The following is an 18,245-nucleotide window of genomic DNA, read 5'->3' on the forward strand; positions in this document are numbered from 1 at the left end:
GCACGTAGTTTTGCGACGAAATGTGAAGCTAAATGACAAAACCGCGGGGCGTCCGTGTGGGCCGCCCCGCGGTGCGAGTTAGCGCTGGTCGAGCGCCTTGGTGATGCGCTGCAGCGACACCGACTGGCTGGTGCCGAGGTGCTGGGCGAACAGGCTGATCCGGAACTCCTCGAGCATCCAGCGAGCCTGCACCAGGTGGTCCGGTGCGTGCTCGGGCAACGGGATGGTGCCGCCGGCGTTGGTGAAGCGGGCCTGCGCCGTCTCGATTTCGTTCTGCCAGGCACGGTCACGGTTGGCATTGTCGGCCAGTCGCGAGGCGCGGTGGGTGATGCCCGAGAGGTAGCGCGGGAGATCCCGCATCCGGGCGAGGCCCGTGCGTGAGACAAAGCCCGGGAACACGAGTCCCGCGCGCTGTGCCTTCATATCGGTGAGGGCGGGCAGCAGGGTCAGGCTGGTCGCCTTACCCAGCGCCTTATCGGCCTCGCGAGAGGCGGTGAGGATGCGGGCGGTCAGAGAAACCGTCTCGAACATGCCGTTCATGATGGCCTGGGACACCCGGTCCCGCACCTTCTCGAATTCGGCGCGCATGAAGATCGCGCCGCCCGGTGCTACGCGCTGCAGCACATCGTCGATGCACGCGGTGAGGCAGTCATCAAACAGCGCCGGGGTGTTCTGGTACGGACTCGCGGCCAGCGCGAGCTTTTCCGGCGCGGTCAGATGATTCTGCACGTACGAGACCGGGGAGGCCGTCTGCAACTGCAACAGGCGGCGCACACCGCCGGGCAGCTCGCGCAGCTGATCGGCCTCGGTGGCCATGATCCGCACCTCGACGCTGTCTCCGCGGTCCACGAGCGCCGGGTATCCGCGCACCACGTGCCCGCCCTGATCGCTGTCGATGAAGCGCGGCAGCTCATCGAAGTCCCAGCTGGTGAGGCCGCGACGCTCGATCGGATCGGCCGTGCGTGCCTGGGCCACCTTCGCCACCTGCGTGCGGGTCTTGGTGGCCAGGCGCGATTGCAGGACCGTGAGGTCCTTATCGCTGCTCAGGGTGCGACCTCGCTCATCGATCGCCCGGAAGGTGATCTTCAGATGGTCGGGCACCCGGTCGAGCTCAAAGTCGGCGGCCTCGATCGGGATGTATACGGCGCGCTTGATCGCGATGGCCAGGCGCGCGGTCAGCGTATCCTCCTGGGTCGCGGTGGGCTGCGGCACCTCGGTGGGGAGATCGGCAAGCAGACGCGCGGCCCAGTCGGCCGCGGGCACCACGTTGCGTCGGATGTGCTTGGGCAGCGACTTCAGGAGCGCGGTCACCAGCTCGGCACGCAGGCCCGGCACCTGCCAGTCAAAGCCGATCGGCGAGAGGCGGGGGAGGAGCGCGAGCGGCACCATCACGGTCACGCCGTCGTCCGCGGTGCCCGGCTCAAAGCGGTAGCGCAGCTTCAGGGTCTGATCGCCCTGTGACCAGGTCGGCGGGAACAGGCCCTCGTCGATCTCGTCGGCGTCCTCGGGCAGCAGGTCCTCGGCACGCATGGTGAGCAGCTTCGGCGTGCTGGCCGCGGCCTCACGCCACCACTTTTCGAACCCGCGCAGATCGGCCACCTCGGCCGGAATGCGCGCGTTATAGAAGTCGTACACGGCCTCGTCATCGAACAGGATGTCGCGGCGACGCGTACGCTCCTCGCGCTCGGCGAGCTCGCGGCGCAGACCGGCGTTCTGCCGATCGAAGGCAAACAGCTTCTGGTTGAGACGCTTGAAATCGGCCTCGCGCTGCACCAGCGCGTGGCGGATAAAGAGATCGCGGGAGAGCTCCAGGTCGATGCGCGCGTACTGCACGCGGCGACGCGGGATGATCGGTACCCCGTACAGGGTTACCTTCTCATACGCCACGACGGATCCCTGGGTCTTCTCCCAGTGCGGCTCGGAATAGCTGCGCTTACAGAGATCCGGGGCGATGGCCTCGGCCCAGGCCGGGTCGATCTTTGCGACCGTGCGCGCAAACAGCCGGCTGGTCTCTACCAGCTCGGCGGCCATCAGGGCATCGGGCTGCTTCTTGATCAGCGCCGATCCCGGGAAGATCACAAAGCGCGCCTGACGCGCGCCCACGTAGTCGCCCTTGCGGCGTGGACCGGGGGTTGCCGCGGACCCCCGCTTTTTGGCGGCCTGCGCCTGGGCGGCGGCCGCCTCGTCCTTGATACCGATCTGGGAGAGCAGACCGGAGAGGATCGAGCGGTGGATGCCGTCGGGGTTGGTGGCGGGGTCCCCGACGCTGAGGCCCAGCTGCGAGGCCATGCGGCGCAGCTGGCGGTAGACGTCCTGCCACTCGCGCACGCGCAGATAGTTAAGGAACTCGGCCTTGCACATGCGGCGGAACGCGCTGGAGGAGAGCTCCTTCTGCTTCTCTTCGAGGTAGTTCCAGAGGCCCAGCAGGCTGAGGAAGTCACTCGTGGGGTCGGCAAATCGGTTGTGGAACTCATCGGCCTGCTGGCGCTTCTCGACCGGGCGCTCGCGGGGATCCTGAATGGTCAGCGCGGCCACGATCGCCATGACCTCGCGGGTCGTGCCGTGCTTTTTGGATTCCAGCACCATGCGGGCAAAGCGCGGATCAATCGGCAGGCGGGCGAGGTCACGACCGGTCTTGGTAAGGCGCGGGGTGGTGCCCGGGCGCTGGGTGATCGCGCCGAGCTCGGTCAGCAGGTCGAGGCCGTCCTTGATTCCGCGGGCCTCGGGGGCCTGCAGGAACGGGAACGCGGCGATATCGCCGAGACCCAGCGACACCATCTGCAGGATGACCGCGGCGAGGTTGGTGCGCAGCACCTCCGGCTCGGTGAACTCGGGGCGCTTGTTAAAGTCCTCCTCCGAGTACAGCCGGATCGCGATACCCGGGCTGGTGCGCCCGGTACGGCCCGAACGCTGATTCGCCGAGGCCTGCGAGATCGCCTCGATGGGCAGTCGCTGGATCTTCGCGCGCACGCTGTAGCGCGAGATGCGGGCGGTACCGGCGTCGATCACGTACTTGATGCCCGGCACAGTGAGGCTGGTCTCGGCCACGTTGGTCGCCAGAATCACTCGGCGGCGCACCCCGGCGGTGTTTCCCGGGCGGAAGACCCGGTGCTGCTCCTCGGCACTCAGCCGGCCGTACAGTGGCAGGATCTCGGTGACACCGGTCGCACCGGCATAGCGGGCGCGCAGCGCGTCGGCGGCGTCACGAATCTCTGCCTCACCGGAGAGGAACACCAGGACATCGCCGAGGGATTCGCGGGCCAGCTCATCCAGGCCATCGATGATGCCTTCGATGTAATTGCGGTCATCGCGGCTCGGAGTATCGGTGTCCTCTTCGTCCTCGGCGTTCTCATCGGCGACAAGCGGTCGGAACCGGATCTCCACCGGGTAGGTGCGGCCTGAGACCTCGATAATCGGGGCGTCGTTGAAGTGCTTGGAGAAGGACTCGGGGTCGATGGTCGCCGAGGTGATGACCACCTTGAGATCCGGGCGCTTGGGCAGCAGCTGCTTGAGGTAGCCCAGCAGGAAGTCGATGTTGAGGCTGCGCTCATGTGCCTCATCGATGATGATGGTGTCGTAGCGCTTGAGCAGACGGTCGTGGTGGATCTCGTTGAGGAGAATACCGTCGGTCATCAGCTTGATCTTGGTGCTGGCGCTCGCCTTATCGGTGAACCGCACCTGGTAGCCGACGGTCTCACCGACCTCCTCGCCCAGCTCCTCGGCGATCCGCTCGGCGATGGTGCGCGCGGCGATTCGCCGCGGCTGGGTGTGTCCGATGCTCTCCCGCCCCAGCTCCAGCAGAATCTTCGGCAGCTGAGTGGTCTTTCCCGACCCGGTGGAACCGGCAACGATCACTACCTGGTTATCGCGAATGGCATCGGAAATATCGGTGCGCTTCTGCGAGACGGGCAGCTCGGCCGGGAACGTAATAACGGGAGACATAACGTTCCATTCTACGTCTTTTTGGGTGCCGGGCGCCCGAAATCAGCTAGGCCGGAACCAGCGGCAGCCTTCCATCCAGTACCCGGACATCGCGGGCGCCGGCCAGGGCCAGGGCGAGGGCGGTGGCGCTCGCCGTGACCTCGCCGCCATCGGCCGTGATGATGGGCAGCCCCGAGCGCAGGGCGGGGGCGTACAGCTCGCGCAGCTTGGCATCGGAAACCAGGGTGTGGTCACTGGAGCGGGTGATCGAGGTCAGCGGGACACTCAGTGCCCGGTCGCCGGGGCCCGTGCGCGGCAGCTCCAGCTTGGAGCCCGACACCACGGTCACCGGGGTCAGGACCTCGGGTGAACCCGCGTGGACCGCGGCGGCGGTGACCGGATCCACCCACAGCTCGGGCCGCGGGGTCCCCACAAAGTCGGAGAGCTGGGACACCCGTGAGCCACCGCCAGATTCCACCGAGCGGTGTTCGCTGAGCCAGGCGGTGAGGCCGCCATCCAGGACCGCAACCTCGTCGAACCCGGCGGTGCGCAGCAGCCACCACAGGCGGGCTGCCCACTGGCCACGCTGGGTGTCGTACACAACCACACGGCTATCGGTGGAGATGCCCAGGCGGGCAACCGCGCCGGCCAGGCAGGCGGGATCGGGGCGGTGCAGACCCGGCGCATCCGGGTGGGAGAACTCGGTCAGCAGGTCGGCAAAGCGCGCGCCGGGAATATGGCCGGAGCGCTCAAAGTGGTCGCGCCCGCAGTGATATTCGCCGTCTCCGGACACCATCACGGTGGCATCGATGACCACCAGGGCGGGGCTGCCGAGGTGGTCGGCGAGCCACTGTGTGGAGACGACGGGACTTTCAAATACGGGAGACATACCTCAACGCTAACCCGCACATCCGACGCCGTCGAGGGCCACGCAATACGCGGTAACCCTTCACGGCCGACTCTGCGTCGGCACATAGCTGACACCAAGACTGTGTCGCATAGCTCATACCAAGGTTTCTCTCAGGAAGCGAAATGAAGCCCGTAATACTGCGGATGTAACGCCAGGTTACCCCGTGTTACCTGGCACCCGGTGGGGGGTCAGCGTGGTTGCTAGCGTGTGGGCTTTACCTCCGGGCATACCCCTCCCGCACCCTCCCGAAAGGAAAAACCACTCACATGGCACTCCACAGACTGATTACGGCCAGTGCGCTGTCAACGGTCCTGATCGGCGGGCTTTTGCTCGCCCCGCAGGCGGCCGCCGTCGCGGACGAGGCGGGACCACTCCTGCTGACCGTCCCGACCACCGCCGCAGACCAGGTCTCCGACCTCGATGTCGTTGAGGCAAACAACGCCGGGCTCGTGGTCCTCGCCGATCCCGAAACCGAGTCGCTGCTCGCGACCCGCGGCGTACGGGTCATCAGCTCGGCCCCCTACTCAACCTCAATCGGTCAGGCACCGGTCCAGGCTCCGCGGGCCCGGTCCTTCGCGGCCGCCGCGGCCCCCACCTACCCGCTGCCCGGCCGCCTGGCCGGCACCGAGTACGAGACCTACTTCGGTGGGTACCGCACCGCCGCGGCCTACGATAAGTTCTCCACCGACATCGCATCCAGCTACCCCGAGCTCGTGCAGCGGGTCGACTTTGGCGAGTCCTGGGAGAAGAAGAACGGCAAGGGTGGCAGCAACCTCGTCGCGATTCGTATCACCGGCGACGTGAAGAACCAGCCCGCACCGACCGACGGCCAGGAGGGCCGCCCGCGGTTCGTGCTGGTCGCCCAGGCTCACGCCCGTGAAATCATCACCAGCGAGCTGGCCTGGCGCTACGCCACCGAGCTGCTCAACGGCTACGGTGTAGACCCGCAGGTGACCGCACTGCTGGACAGCACCGAGGTCTGGATCAACTTCCAGAACAACCCCGACAGCATTCGTCAGGTGGAAACCGCGCTGGGAACCTCCCCGGTCAACGCCGCCGGTGATGCAACCCCGCCCAACAGCTCCAAGGCCTGGCAGCGCAAAAACGCCAACAACACCCTGTTTGCCCCGACCTCCACCAACTGGAGCAGCCAGCAGCACGGGATCGACCTTAACCGGAACTGGGCCTTCAAATGGGGTGGCGCGAGCACCAGCACCAACCCCAACGCGGTCACCTACCTGGGACCGTCCCCGGCCTCCGAGCCCGAAACCGCTCAGCTCGCCACGCTGCTGACCCAGCTGTTTGGTGAGTACCGCACCGAGAACACCACCGCGGCACCGGATACCCGCAAGGGCAGCTACATCAACCTGCACTCCTACTCGGATTACGTCATCTACCCGTATGCGTATGACAAGAACGACGCGGTCCCGAACCTGGCACCGATCAAGGCCAGCGCCTTCCGTCAGTCCTTCGCCAGCGGATTCCAGACCGGTAAGGCCGGCGAGATCCTCTATGACAACGCCGGAAACGACATCGACTGGATCTACTCGCAGCTGGGCGTCCCCGCCTACACCTACGAGATCGGTACCGCCTCGACCGGTGGATTCTTCCCCGCCTACACCCGAGTGGCCGACTTCTGGGCCAAGGTTTCCCCGGGTATCCACTTCGCCGCCGAGGCAGCCTACGCCCCCTACACCGCGACCCTGGGTGGCGTGGTGACCGAGGTATCGGCGGAGCGTGCCGAGAACGGTTCGGTTCAGATCACCGGCACCGCAAGCGATGACGTCTACGGCAAGGACCCGCGCTCGGCCGCGCGTCGCCCGGCCGTCACCAACATCATCGAGGCGGAGGCCGCGGTTGCCTACGACCGCAACAGCATCGGTAAGACCGTACCGCTGACCGTGGCCGCACCCGGAACCGAGGCCACGTTCTCGGGAACCGTTGCCGTGACCCGGGACAACGCGTCCTTCAACCGGGTGTTTGTCCGGGTCAAGAACGGATCCGGCCAGTGGGGACCGTGGCGTGCGGCCGAGGTCGCACAGATCGATGCCCCCGTCTACTCGGGACCCTCCACCTTCACCCTGACCGCCGGTGAGAAGCAGAACATCCAGCTCAACGCCGCCTCCGTGGTCCCGGCCGAATACGCTGTGTTCGACGGTGCCCTGCCCGAGGGGCTGACGCTCGACCAGGAAACCGGCGTCATCTCCGGAAGCGTGACCAAGGCCGGAACGAGCACCGCGACCCTGATCATCGCCAATGGGTCGGCAAGCATCAACCCCGAGCTGACCTTCACGGTCGAACCCGCCGCGCTGTCGACGTTTGACCTGGGCCTGTCCGCTCCGGCACCCAAGCAGGGCGACACGATCACCATCACCGCGCTGGGAATCGATGAGTATGGCAACCAGATTGCCGACTTCAGCGACCGCGTGGTGCTGACCTCGAACGTGGCCAGCGACGTGATCGTGGGCAACACCGTACGCTTCCCGCACGCCAGCCCGCACATCATCACCGCGACCTTCGAGGGCGTCTCATCCTCGATCCTGGTCGAGGTCACCCCGGTGGCTGTAGACGGCGGAACCACGCCGCCCACCACCGTTCCGGCTCCGGGTTCCTCGGCTCTGCCGGTGGACAACGCCGGGGTGAAGAACCCGGGCAACTCCATCGCCAACACGGGTGCCGAGATCGGTGGCATCCTGGTGGCCCTGACCCTGCTCCTCGGCGCCGGAACCGCACTGGTTGTGCGTCGCCGCCGCAGCAGCGAGGTCTAACTCGCCTCACCCCTCGCGCCCCCGGCTGCTTCGGCAGTCGGGGGCGCTGTTGTGCGTTCGCAGTCGCGGTGAGGTGTCGGGCATCGAGTCGGGAGGTTTACCCCACCCGGCCCGTTAGAGTATGGGGAGCCTTGCACACCGGACGAGGGGAATGGCGATGCGAATGCTGGGACGTACGGTGACGGCGGCGATCCTGATTGCGCTGCCGGTGGGCACCCTGGTGTGGGCGCGCACTGCGTGGGAGGGACGCTTCACTGCCGAGCTGCCCAGTCACTGGCAGGGGCCCGGAGGACCGGACGCGACCTCGCCTGAGGAACCGCTCTACTGGGCGATGCTGTGGACCTCGGCCGTGAGCGCCCTGATTGCGCTGGCGGGTCTGATCCGCTGGCCGCTGCCCTCGGCGGGCATGCGCTGGTGGGTTGCGGTTTTTGCAAGCGTCGCCGCGGTCACCGCCTCGATGTGGATCGGCCCGGCCGGGAGCACACTGGACCTTGAGAATGCCCTGGAGGCTCGGCCCGGTGTGGGTGTTCTGCTCACCATGTTTTGCCTGGTATACGGCGCGATTCCCGCGCTGGTGAGGCCACCGGCGCGGGAATCTGTGGGTGTAGCTGGGTAGTTAGCGGCGTCGACGGGCGTCGATCTGACCGGTGTTGAAGCCCATCAGGTTGAGGCCGCCGTGGAAGCGGGCGTGCTCGATCTTCATGCAGCGATCCATCACGACCTCCAGGCCCTTACTCTCGGCGAGGGCCGCAGCCTCCTCGTTCCAGAGTCCGAGCTGGAACCACACGGTTTTTGCGCCCACCGCCGCGGCCTCCTCAACCACCTGGGGGAGGTCGGAGTTCTTGCGGAACACATCGACGATGTCGGGCACCTCGGGCAGCGAGGCCAGGTCGGGATACACCGGCTGGCCGAGCAGCTCGGTGGCTCGCGGGTTTACGAAGTACACCCGGAAGTTCGAGGACTGCTGCAGGTAGGTGGCCACGAAGTAGCTGGACCGTGCGGTGTTGGGTGAGGCACCCACAATCGCGACCGAGCGCGAACGGCGCAGGATGTTATAGCGCTCGTGGGAGTCCGGACCCACCCAGGTGCGGGTGGTGTCGGCGTGGGTCGGCGCGGCGGGCAGTGCGCAGGTCAGGCCGGCGCTGCTGGTGGTGGCGCTCATTTTCCTGCTCCCGCGTTCAGCGCCGCGGTGTGGCTCAGCTCCGTGATGGTCATTTTCCTGCTCCCGCGTTCAGCGCTGCGGTGTGGCTCAGTTCCGTGATGGTCATTTTCCTGCTCCCGCGTTCAGCGCTCGGTCGAGGTCCGCGATGATGTCCTCGGGGTCCTCGATGCCCACGCTCAGTCGCACCAGGCCCGGCAGCACGCCGGCGTCCAGCAGCTGCTGCTCGGTGAGCTGGGCATGGGTCGTGGAGGCCGGGTGGATGATCAGGGTCTTGGCATCACCCACGTTGGCCAGGTGGCTGGCCAGCTCGACGTTCTCGATCAGGGCCTTGCCCGCCTCGCGTCCGCCGCGCAGCACAAATCCGAAGACCGAACCGGGGCCGGACGGGAAGTACTTGGCCGCGCGCTCGTGGTGCGGGTGATCGGGGAGCCCGGCCCAGTTGACGGCCTCGACCCGGGGATCGGCGGCCAGCCATTCGGCGACAATACGGGCGTTGTCCACATGGGCGCGCATCCGCAGCGGCAGGGTCTCCACACCCTGGGCGAGGAGGAAGGCCGAGTGTGCGGGCAGCGCCGGTCCGATGTCGCGCAGCTGCTCGGCACGCAGCCGGGTCAGGAACGCGTACTCGCCGAAGTTGCCCGACCACTCCAGGCCGCCGTAGCTCGGGACCGGTTCGGTGAAGCGCGGGAAACGGCCCGAGGTCCAGTCAAACTTCCCGGATTCCACCACGACACCACCGAGGGTGGTTCCGTGACCGCCGATGAACTTGGTGGCCGAGTGGGTGACGATATCCGCTCCCCAGTCGATCGGGCGGATCAGCGCCGGAGTGGAGAGGGTCGAGTCGATCACCAGCGGCACGCCGTGGGCGCGGGCGACCTCGGCGAGGCCCTCGATATCGGCGATCTCGCCCGAGGGGTTGGCGATGGTCTCGGCGAAGATCAGCTTGGTTTTGTCGGTGATTGCGGCGGCGTAGGCGGCCGGATCGGAGGAGTTCACAAAGGTGGTTTCGATGCCGAAGCGGCGCAGGGTCACATCCAGCTGGGTGACCGAACCGCCGTAGAGGCTGGCCGAGGCGACGATGTGATCGCCCGCCTCGGTGAGACTCGCGAAGGTCAGGTACTGGGCCGCCAGGCCACTCGCGGTGGCGACGGCACCGAGGCCACCCTCGAGGTTCGCGATCCGCTCCTCGAAGCTGGAGACCGTGGGGTTGGCCAGGCGCGAGTAGATCGTGCCGTATTTCTGCAGCGCGAACCGGCTCGCGGCGTCCTCGGCGCTGTCAAACACAAACGCGGTGGACTGATAGATGGGAAGGGCGCGGGCACCGGTAGCCGCGTCGGGGATGTTGCCCGCGTGAATCGCGCGCGTGCGGAAGCCGTACTCTCGATCTGCCATGATGACAGGCTAGTGGGCGAGGCGCGTCACACCCGCTCATGTGACGTCATAGACCGAAACATAACAGTGTGAGACAATACTTATGAGCCCGATGATCGGGCCCCGGACGAGGGCGCAGTACCCGGAACGCGACAAGACTGACCATGAAGGTTGGTGTTTGTCATGGCATGGATCGTGCTGATTATCTCCGGTATTCTCGAGGCCGTTTGGGCTACCGCGCTGGGCCGCTCGGAGGGATTCTCTAAGCTCTGGCCCACGGTGGTGTTCGGGGTGGCGCTGCTGCTCAGCATGGGTGGTTTGGCGTATGCGATGCGCGAAATCCCCACCGGAACCGCGTATGCGATCTGGGTGGGAATCGGCGCAAGCCTCACGGTTTTGTACGCGATGATCTTTGGTGGGGAGCCCGCCTCGATTATTAAAATCCTGCTCATCCTGGGAATCGTCGGCTGTGTCATCGGCCTCAAGATGGTGGACGCCGCGCACTAGAACCGAGGCGTTCGGCAGGGCCAAAAACCTGTGAATTCCATTAGGTTGTGCGAACGGCGCAAATCTGAATGTGGATCGAGGCTCCGGACGCTACACTGGCCCAATGGCTACCTCAGAAACCCGTGCTCGAGCCGAACGTCGCCTCGGGATTACGCTTTTGATCGTGTCCGCGCTGGTTGCCGGATTCGCTGTGTACACCTTTGTCAGTGCGAGTGTCTGGTACGCGTATGCGGCCGGTGCGCTGTTCTCGATTCTGGCGCTGGTGCTGGTACTGCGCGGGGTTGAACAGGTCCGCGATGGGATCGATTCCGCCCACCCCTAAACGTCTCCACAACAAGAAAGTCCCGCAGGCAGTGCCTGCGGGACTTTTTTGTGCCCTAGATCCAGCTGGGGAGCCAGGCGTGCATCTGCCAGAACCAGTAGGGGACGTTCATCGCGGTCCACAGCGGGTACCAGAAGACCGACAGCGCGGTCGCGAAGAAGAGGAAGATCCCCACGGTCGCCAGGCCCGAGGTGCGTCGGGGGCGTGGATCCTCCCGCTTGCCGATGATCAGCCCGATCACAAAGACCAGGCCGAGGATCAGGTAGGGCTCAAACGCGATCGTGTAGAACTGGAACACCGTGCGTTCGGTGTAGGCGAGCCAGGGCAGGTAGCCGGCTACCATGCCCATCAGGATCAGGCCCACCTGCCACTCCTGGTGACGGGTCAGCCGGTACACGAGGTAGAGGGTTGCCAGCACGGCGGCCCACCAGATCAGCGGGTTGGCGATCGAGGTGATGGCCTCCGAGCACAGGTCGGCACCGCAGGATCCGGCCTTCGGGGTGACGTACCACATGCTTGTCGGGCGGATCATCGCGAGCCAGCCGAGCGGGTTGGCCTGATAGGCGTGCGGGGTCGAGAGGCCCACGTGGAACGCGTATATCTGCTCGTGATAGTGGACCAGGGACTGGATGGCCTTGGGCACCCAGGCGAACGTGCCCTGCCAGGCGTTGGCCGGGTCGGCCGCCCACTGGCGGTAGTATCCGCCCGAGGTGCTCAGCCAGCCCGACCAGCTAGCGATGTAGACCACCACGGCAACCGGGACGTACAGCAGGAAGGTGGCGGGTGCCTGGAGGAGCGAGCCCAGGGCGAATTCGCCGAGGCCGCGACGGCGGCGGGCCAGCAGGTCCACCACAACCAGGTAGATCCCGAAGGCGGCCAGGAAGTAGAGTCCCGACCACTTGACCGAGGTGGTTGCGCCAAAAGCGAGACCCGCGGCCAGGACCCACGGCCGATTCCAGATGACCGGTCCGGCCGCCTTTTTGAGCGGGGCGTCGGGGCGTTCGGCGATCCAGGCATCGAGGTGCCGTTCCAGCCAGGCTCGATCCTTGAGGATGAACCAGAACCCGAGCAGTGCGAAGACCATGACCGAGTTATCGAGGATCGCGACCCGGCTCATCACGATCGCGTGTCCGTCGATCGCAAACAGGAATCCGGCGATGACCGCGAGGGTGCGCGACTTGGTCAGGCTGCGGGCCACCAGCATGACCAGGCCCACGCCGATTACACCCATCAGCGCGGTGGTGATGCGCCAGCCGAACGCATTATCGGCACCAAAGATGGCCATCCCGACCCCGATGATCCACTTGCCCAGCGGCGGGTGGACGATATAGGAGGGGTCCTTGAGGTAGATATTGACGTCGCCGGCGTTGAAGCGCTCGTTGACGCCGTCTGGCCACTTGGACTCGTAGCCGTTGCCCCACAGCGAGTAGGCGTCCTTCACATAGAAGGTCTCATCGAACACCAGCGCGTGCGGATACCCGAGGTTCCAGAGGCGCACACCCGCGGCGAGCAGCAGAATCAGGACCGGGATCAGCCAGTTGAGCAGGCGTGCCCGCTCGGGGGTGCGGACGATCCTGAGCCATAGGTCATCGATGCGCGACCCGGTGGGTACCGCCGCGTGGGCGGGTGGATGCGCGCTCTCCCGCGTGGCAACCGCGACCGGGCCGGTGTGCGGCGCGGCGGTCTGTACGACCGGGCCGGTGTGCGGCGCGGCGGTCTGTACGACCGGGCCGGTGGTGGGGGTGGGCGACTCGGCGGCGGAGGGAGTGCCCTCCGAGGCGGAACCGTTTTCACTGCTGGACACCCTGTAATGGTAGTCAGTGAAGGTGCGATTTCTCACCCGATTTGGTGATTGTTGTGTGTGGGGTGCCGGATTGACCTGTCAGACTGGACCCATGATCATCCTCGGTGCCACCCCCATTGGAAACCTCTCCGACGCGACAACCCGTCTGGTGGAAACCCTGGAACGGGTCAGCGTGGTTGCCGCCGAGGACACCCGCACCACGGTCAAGCTGCTGCGCGGGCTCGGCATCGAGAACCGTCCCGAGCTGCTGGCCCTGCACGATCACAACGAGCGGGTGCGGGCGGCGGACCTGGTCAATCGCGCCCGAGATGAGGACATCCTCGTCCTCAGCGATGCGGGCATGCCCACGGTCTCGGACCCCGGATTCCACCTGGTCGAGGCCGCCGCGGCCGCCGACGTGCGGGTCACGATTCTGCCCGGCCCAAGCGCCGTGCTCTCGGCCCTTGCGGTCTCGGGCCTGCCGACCGACCGCTTCTGCTTCGAGGGGTTCCTGCCGCGCAAGTCGGGGGAGCGTCGCGCGGCCTTCACCGAGCTGGCCGACGAACGCCGCACGATGGTCTTCTTCGACTCGCCCAACCGGCTGGCCGCGAGCCTTGCCGATATGGCCGAGGTGTTTGGTGCCGAGCGTCGTGTGGTGGTGTGCCGTGAGCTGACCAAGCTCTATGAGGAGGTCAAGCGTGGCTCGGCCGCCGAGCTGGCCGAGTGGGCTGCCGAGGGTGTGCGCGGGGAGATCTGCATCGTGGTTGCCGGGGCTCCGGCCCGCGAGTTCAGCCTCGAGGATGCCATCGCCCGGGTCCGTTCGCTGGTGGAATCCGGCGTGCGCACCAAGGATGCGGCGACCCAGGTTGCCGCCGAAACCGGCCTCGGCAAGCGCGACCTCTACGAGGGTGCGTTGGCCCGCTAAACGGCTTCCCACGCCGCCCGGCGTAACGATGTCCGCGGGCGGGTGATTTTCACCATACAATTGAGCGCATGTCGTCCGGTCGTTCTTTCTATGTCACCACACCCATTTTCTACGTTAACGATGCTCCCCATATCGGGCATGCGTACACCGAGGTGGCCGCTGACATGCTCGCGCGCTGGCACCGTCAGTCAGGTGATGACACCTGGTCTCTGACCGGAACCGACGAGCACGGAGAGAAGATCCTGCGCACCGCCACCGCCAACGGCACCACCCCGCAGGCGTGGGCCGACAAGCTGGTGCGTGAGTCCTGGATCCCGCTGCTGGAGACCATCGATATCTCCAACGACGATTTCATCCGCACCACCGATGAGCGCCACGAGAAGAACGTTCAGGTCTTCCTGCAGAAGCTCTACGATGACGGGTTCATCTACTCGGGTGAGTACTCCGGCCTCTACTGTGTGGGCTGTGAGGAGTTTAAGCCCGAGAGCGAGGTTGTGGACGGAACCGGTGAGTTCGCCGGCCAGAAGGTCTGCGCGATCCACTCCAAGCCGCTGGAGCGCCTGGAGGAGAAGAACTACTTCTTCCGGATGAGCGACTTCTCCCAGCGCCTGCTGGACCTCTACGAGCAGAACCCCGAGTTTGTGCAGCCGGAGTCGGCGCGCAACGAGGTCATCCAGTTTGTCCGTCAGGGCCTCAACGACCTCTCGATCTCGCGCTCGAGCTTCGACTGGGGTGTCAAGGTGCCCTGGGATGACTCGCACGTGGTCTACGTGTGGTTCGACGCGCTGCTGAACTACATCACCGCCGTCGGCTACGGCCAGGACGACGCCACCTTCGAGAGCCGCTGGCCGGGTATGCACCTGGTGGGTAAGGACATTCTGCGCTTCCACGCCGTGATCTGGCCGGCCATGCTGATGGCCGCCGGACTGCCCGTGCCGCACCGTGTATTTGGTCACGGCTGGCTGCTGGTGGGTGGCGAGAAGATGTCCAAGTCGAAGCTCACCGGTATCGCGCCGCACGAGATCACCGACACGTTTGGTTCGGACGCGTTCCGCTACTACTTCATGTCCGCGATCCACTTCGGTCAGGATGGCTCCTTCAGCTGGGAAGACCTCTCGGCTCGCTACCAGGCTGAGCTGGCCAACGGATTCGGAAACCTGGCCTCGCGCACCCTGGCGATGATCACCCGCTACTACGACGGCGTCGTGCCGGCTCCGGCCGAGTACACCGAGGCCGACCTGAACGTTCAGCGTGTGGTCGCCGAGGCCGTGGCCAACGCGGATGCGGCGATCGAGAAGATCGCGCTGCACGAGTCCCTCGCCGCCATCTGGACCGTGGTCGAGGAGCTCAACGGATACATCACCCTGCAGGAGCCCTGGGCCCTGGCCAAGGACGAGGCCAACCGTGAGCGTCTGAACACCGTGCTGTACACCGTTGCCGAGGGCCTGCGTGCCCTGGCCGTGGTACTGTCGCCGACCATCCCCAAGGCCACCACCAAGCTGTGGACCGCACTGGGTGTGGAGGACTCCCTGGGAGCCCTCACCGCTCAGCCGATTCGCTCGGCCGGTGTCTGGGGTCAGCTGGTTCCGGGGACGACCGTGGGTGCGCTTGAGGCGCTGTTCCCGCGGATCGAAACCACCGACGCCGAATAGTGGGGATGCCGGAATCGGCGAAAGCGGGTAGCGTCGAGGGTATGAACCCGACGCACGTACGCACGCGTGGGGACTCGGATCGTAAGGATCTGAGTTACCCGCCGCTCCCGCAGCCGCTCACCTCCGGTGTGTACGACAACCACACCCACCTGGAGATCGCCGATGGCGATCAGGCCCTCGACTATCGCGAGCAGCTTGATCGCGCCTCGAGCGTGGGTGTGAAGGGCGTTGTCCAGGTGGGCACCGACCTGGCCACCTCGCGCTGGGGTGCCCAGATCGCCGCGATCGAGCCGCGGGTGCTCGCGGCCGTGGCCATCCACCCCAACGACACCCCCGAGCTTGAGGCTCAGGGCCTGCTGGATGAGCATCTCGCGGGCATCGATGAGCTGGCCGCGCTGCCACGGGTACGCGCGGTGGGCGAGACCGGACTCGACTTCTTCCGCACCGGAGAAGACGGCCGAGCCGCCCAGTTCCGGGCGTTTGAGGCGCACATCGAGATCGCCAAGAAGCACAACCTGGCCCTCCAGATTCACGACCGCGACGCCCATAACGAGGTCGTGGAAACGCTGCTGCGGGTGGGCGCGCCCGAGCGCACGGTCTTCCACTGTTTCTCGGGAGACGTGGAGCTGGCCGAGATCTGCATCAAAAACGGCTGGTACATGTCCCTCTCGGGCACGGTGACGTTTAAAAACGCCCACAACCTGCGCCGGGTCCTGGATATTGCGCCGCGCTCGCTGCTGATGATCGAGACCGACGCGCCCTATCTCACCCCGACCCCGTACCGGGGTCGGCCCAACGCCCCCTACCTCATTCCCTATACGCTGCGTGCAATCGCCGAGTACCTGGATCTTGATCCGGTGATGCTGGCCACGCAGCTCAGCTCCAATACCGAAGCCGTATACGGCCGCTGGGATCACGATCCGATCCGCTCCCAGACCGGCCCGAACGACCGAACGAAAAGTACCCAATGAACCTGCTCGGCCCCGCCGAAATCCGCGACCTCGCGGAAATGCTTGATGTGACGCCCACCAAGAAGCTCGGCCAGAACTTTGTGGTGGACGCCAACACCGTCCGTAAGATCGTCAAGGCTGCGCACGTCGAGGCCGGGGATGCGGTGATCGAGATCGGTCCCGGACTCGGTTCGCTGACCCTGGGCCTGCTCGAGGCCGAGGCCCGCGTGGTTGCGGTGGAGATTGACGCACGTCTGGCCGCCCAGCTGCCCAAAACCGTGGAGGCGCTGGCCCCGGAGGCCGAGCTGATCGTGGTGCATCAGGACGCCCTGAAGGTCACCGAGCTGCCGCTTGAGCCCACCCGCCTGGTGGCAAACCTGCCCTACAACATCTCCGTGCCGGTGCTGCTGCACCTGCTGGAGCACTTCGACTCGCTCACCTCGGGTGTGGTCATGGTTCAGGCCGAGGTGGGTCACCGCCTGGCCGCAGAGCCGGGGTCCAAGATTTACGGCAGCCCGAGTGTCAAGGCCGAGTGGTACGGAAACTGGCGGATCGCCGGAACCGTGAGCCGCCAGGTGTTCTGGCCGGTACCCAACGTGGACTCGGTCCTGGTGGGCTTTGATCGTCGCGAGGACCAGATCGGCACGCTTGAGGAGCGTGCCCTGACCTTCGCGCTGGTGGATGCGGCCTTCGGGCAGCGTCGTAAAATGTTGCGACAGTCCCTGGGACAGGTTTTGGGTGGCGCCGATGTGGCGACCGAACGCCTGGAAGCCGCGGGAATTGCGCCCACCGCGCGCGGTGAGGCCCTGACCGTTCATGACTTTTTGGGCGTCGCACGCGCACATCTGAGCGCCGTCGGTAAATAACGTTAGATATCCTGCGTTAGGTTTAACTCATGAGCGCCAACCAGACGTCCACTGAGGTAGCAGCCCGGGCTCCCGGGAAGGTGAACCTGTTCCTGTCCGTGGGAGCGGTCCGTGAGGATGGATACCACGAGGTAGCCACCGCGTATCAGGCCGTGTCCCTGTATGAGGACGTCTATGCCTCACACGCGAGTGATTTCGCGGTGACCTTCGAGGGCAAGATCAATACCGATTCGGTGCCCACCGATGGCTCGAACCTGGCGATCAAGGCGGCCCGCCTGCTGGCCCGCAAGACCGGTTATCGCGGCGGGGTGCACCTGCGGATCGAAAAGAACGTTCCCGTGGCCGGCGGCATGGGCGGCGGATCCGCCGATGCCGCGGCAACCCTGGTCGCCTGTGATGCGCTCTGGGGAACCGGACTCGGTCGCGAGGAACTCGTGCGCCTGGCCGCCAAGCTCGGCGCCGATGTGCCCTTCGCCCTGGTGGGCGGCACGGCGCTGGGAACCGGACGCGGGGAACGCCTGAGCCCGGCGCTGGCCACCGGCCAGTTCACCTGGGTGTTTGCCCTCGCCGATCAGGGACTCTCCACCCCCGCGGTCTACGCCAAGCTCGACGAGCACCGGGAAAAGCACGCCCTGGACATTTCCCCGGCCCGCGAGGTGCCGAGTGTGGATAACGATGTTTTGCAGGCGCTGCGCGCCGGGGACACGATCATGCTCGCCAACGCCCTGCACAACGACATGCAGGTCGCCGCACTGCAGATGCAGCCGGGCCTGGCCGACGTGATCGAGCTGGGGGAGCGCTCCGGTGCGCTGGCCGGGATCGTCTCCGGGTCGGGGCCCACCGTGGCCTTCCTGGCCGAGGATTCCGATGCGGCCCTGGAGATCCAGGTTTCGCTGAGCGCCAACGGTATCCGCACGGTGCGGGCCACCGGTCCGGCTTCGGGCGCCCGCCTGCTCACCGACTAGCTATCTCGTTTTGGCCGGTCAGCCCCGGCTTTGTTTTCGCCGGGAATTGTCGCCCCAGAGCGAGGGACGTTTCGCGCAATCACCCGGATAAACCCGCAACGTTTGTATAACTAACGTTTTCAGCGCCGTCAAAAACCTGTTAC

The 18,245-nt window shown here is 66.0% G+C and carries 14 protein-coding genes and 1 riboswitch; of the genes, 9 read left to right on the top strand and 5 right to left on the bottom strand.

Going from position 1 to position 18,245, the window contains the following annotated elements; translation table 11 throughout:
* Positions 1–78: 78 nt before the first annotated feature.
* Both hrpA and M2390_RS02615 read right to left on the bottom strand, forming a co-directional pair.
* Positions 79–3,942: an ATP-dependent RNA helicase HrpA gene (gene hrpA, locus M2390_RS02610; protein ID WP_259176850.1), complete on the bottom strand. Its 3,864-nt coding sequence runs from the start codon at positions 3,940–3,942 to the stop codon at positions 79–81.
* Positions 3,943–3,988: 46 nt separating this feature from the next.
* Positions 3,989–4,810 (bottom strand): sulfurtransferase, encoded by an 822-nt coding sequence (locus M2390_RS02615; protein WP_259176852.1) that lies wholly within the window; start codon positions 4,808–4,810, stop codon positions 3,989–3,991.
* A 287-nt stretch (positions 4,811–5,097) separates the two neighbouring features.
* Between M2390_RS02615 and M2390_RS02620 the strand changes: the two genes are divergently transcribed.
* Together M2390_RS02620 and M2390_RS02625 are read left to right on the top strand one after the other, a co-directional pair.
* Entirely contained in the window at positions 5,098–7,599 is a 2,502-nt protein-coding gene (locus tag M2390_RS02620; protein ID WP_259176854.1) for a M14 family zinc carboxypeptidase, read from the top strand.
* A 163-nt stretch (positions 7,600–7,762) separates the two neighbouring features.
* Positions 7,763–8,215 (top strand): hypothetical protein, encoded by a 453-nt coding sequence (locus tag M2390_RS02625; protein WP_259176855.1) that lies wholly within the window; start codon positions 7,763–7,765, stop codon positions 8,213–8,215.
* On the opposite strand, the gene M2390_RS02630 is transcribed toward M2390_RS02625, so the two are convergent.
* Together M2390_RS02630 and M2390_RS02635 are read right to left on the bottom strand one after the other, a co-directional pair.
* A complete protein-coding gene (locus tag M2390_RS02630) occupies positions 8,216–8,761 on the bottom strand; it encodes a CoA-binding protein (protein ID WP_121687194.1) in 546 nt (181 codons plus the stop codon).
* A 102-nt stretch (positions 8,762–8,863) separates the two neighbouring features.
* Positions 8,864–10,153, bottom strand: coding sequence for an O-acetylhomoserine aminocarboxypropyltransferase/cysteine synthase family protein (locus M2390_RS02635; RefSeq protein WP_259176856.1), 1,290 nt, complete (start codon positions 10,151–10,153; stop codon positions 8,864–8,866).
* 81 nt (positions 10,154–10,234) lie between these two features.
* Positions 10,235–10,298, top strand: a riboswitch (guanidine-III (ykkC-III) riboswitch).
* A gap of 17 nt (positions 10,299–10,315) precedes the next feature.
* On the opposite strand from M2390_RS02635, the gene M2390_RS02640 reads away from it, so the two are divergent.
* Positions 10,316–10,639 carry a multidrug efflux SMR transporter gene (locus M2390_RS02640; RefSeq protein ID WP_259176857.1) on the top strand — a complete coding sequence of 108 codons (324 nt, stop codon included), beginning with the start codon at positions 10,316–10,318 and terminating at the stop codon, positions 10,637–10,639.
* Positions 10,640–10,742: 103 nt separating this feature from the next.
* Positions 10,743–10,961: a hypothetical protein gene (locus M2390_RS02645; protein ID WP_147441589.1), complete on the top strand. Its 219-nt coding sequence runs from the start codon at positions 10,743–10,745 to the stop codon at positions 10,959–10,961.
* 55 nt (positions 10,962–11,016) lie between these two features.
* Here the strand turns inward: M2390_RS02645 and M2390_RS02650 are convergent, their stop codons facing one another.
* On the bottom strand, positions 11,017–12,765 hold the full coding sequence (locus M2390_RS02650) for a dolichyl-phosphate-mannose--protein mannosyltransferase (protein ID WP_259176859.1): 1,749 nt from the start codon (positions 12,763–12,765) through the stop codon (positions 11,017–11,019).
* 91 nt (positions 12,766–12,856) lie between these two features.
* On the opposite strand from M2390_RS02650, the gene rsmI reads away from it, so the two are divergent.
* The 5 genes from rsmI (at position 12,857) to M2390_RS02675 (ending at position 18,102) form a co-directional block, all read left to right on the top strand.
* Positions 12,857–13,669: a 16S rRNA (cytidine(1402)-2'-O)-methyltransferase gene (gene rsmI, locus M2390_RS02655; protein ID WP_121687192.1), complete on the top strand. Its 813-nt coding sequence runs from the start codon at positions 12,857–12,859 to the stop codon at positions 13,667–13,669.
* 68 nt (positions 13,670–13,737) lie between these two features.
* Complete coding sequence (metG, locus tag M2390_RS02660) at positions 13,738–15,321, top strand: methionine--tRNA ligase (RefSeq protein ID WP_396822422.1); 1,584 nt, start codon at positions 13,738–13,740, stop codon at positions 15,319–15,321.
* A gap of 41 nt (positions 15,322–15,362) precedes the next feature.
* Positions 15,363–16,292, top strand: a complete 930-nt coding sequence (locus M2390_RS02665; RefSeq protein WP_259176863.1) for a TatD family hydrolase — start codon at positions 15,363–15,365, stop codon at positions 16,290–16,292.
* Entirely contained in the window at positions 16,289–17,137 is an 849-nt protein-coding gene (gene rsmA, locus M2390_RS02670) for a 16S rRNA (adenine(1518)-N(6)/adenine(1519)-N(6))-dimethyltransferase RsmA (protein WP_259176865.1), read from the top strand. Before M2390_RS02665 ends, rsmA begins: the two co-directional genes overlap by 4 nt.
* 29 nt (positions 17,138–17,166) lie before the next feature.
* The gene (locus M2390_RS02675; RefSeq protein ID WP_121687188.1) at positions 17,167–18,102 is read left to right on the top strand and encodes a 4-(cytidine 5'-diphospho)-2-C-methyl-D-erythritol kinase; all 936 of its coding nucleotides are present in this window, start codon (positions 17,167–17,169) and stop codon (positions 18,100–18,102) included.
* Positions 18,103–18,245: the final 143 nt, after the last annotated feature.

Origin of the sequence: Mycetocola sp. BIGb0189, from assembly GCF_024810155.1 — a bacterium.
GTDB lineage: Bacteria > Actinomycetota > Actinomycetes > Actinomycetales > Microbacteriaceae > Mycetocola > Mycetocola lacteus.

What these genes read in the sequence shown, in the direction of transcription:
- M2390_RS02615 (WP_259176852.1), bottom strand. Translation starts at nt 4,810, where the DNA reads ATGTCTCCCGTATTTGAAAGTCCCGTCGTCTCCACACAGTGGCTCGCC.
- M2390_RS02625 (WP_259176855.1), top strand. Translation starts at nt 7,763, where the DNA reads ATGCTGGGACGTACGGTGACGGCGGCGATCCTGATTGCGCTGCCGGTG.
- M2390_RS02630 (WP_121687194.1), bottom strand. Translation starts at nt 8,761, where the DNA reads ATGAGCGCCACCACCAGCAGCGCCGGCCTGACCTGCGCACTGCCCGCC.
- M2390_RS02665 (WP_259176863.1), top strand. Translation starts at nt 15,363, where the DNA reads ATGAACCCGACGCACGTACGCACGCGTGGGGACTCGGATCGTAAGGAT.
- M2390_RS02620 (WP_259176854.1), top strand. Translation starts at nt 5,098, where the DNA reads ATGGCACTCCACAGACTGATTACGGCCAGTGCGCTGTCAACGGTCCTG.
- M2390_RS02675 (WP_121687188.1), top strand. Translation starts at nt 17,167, where the DNA reads ATGAGCGCCAACCAGACGTCCACTGAGGTAGCAGCCCGGGCTCCCGGG.
- hrpA (WP_259176850.1), bottom strand. Translation starts at nt 3,942, where the DNA reads ATGTCTCCCGTTATTACGTTCCCGGCCGAGCTGCCCGTCTCGCAGAAG.
- rsmI (WP_121687192.1), top strand. Translation starts at nt 12,857, where the DNA reads ATGATCATCCTCGGTGCCACCCCCATTGGAAACCTCTCCGACGCGACA.
- M2390_RS02640 (WP_259176857.1), top strand. Translation starts at nt 10,316, where the DNA reads ATGGCATGGATCGTGCTGATTATCTCCGGTATTCTCGAGGCCGTTTGG.
- M2390_RS02645 (WP_147441589.1), top strand. Translation starts at nt 10,743, where the DNA reads ATGGCTACCTCAGAAACCCGTGCTCGAGCCGAACGTCGCCTCGGGATT.
- M2390_RS02635 (WP_259176856.1), bottom strand. Translation starts at nt 10,153, where the DNA reads ATGGCAGATCGAGAGTACGGCTTCCGCACGCGCGCGATTCACGCGGGC.
- rsmA (WP_259176865.1), top strand. Translation starts at nt 16,289, where the DNA reads ATGAACCTGCTCGGCCCCGCCGAAATCCGCGACCTCGCGGAAATGCTT.
- metG (WP_396822422.1), top strand. Translation starts at nt 13,738, where the DNA reads ATGTCGTCCGGTCGTTCTTTCTATGTCACCACACCCATTTTCTACGTT.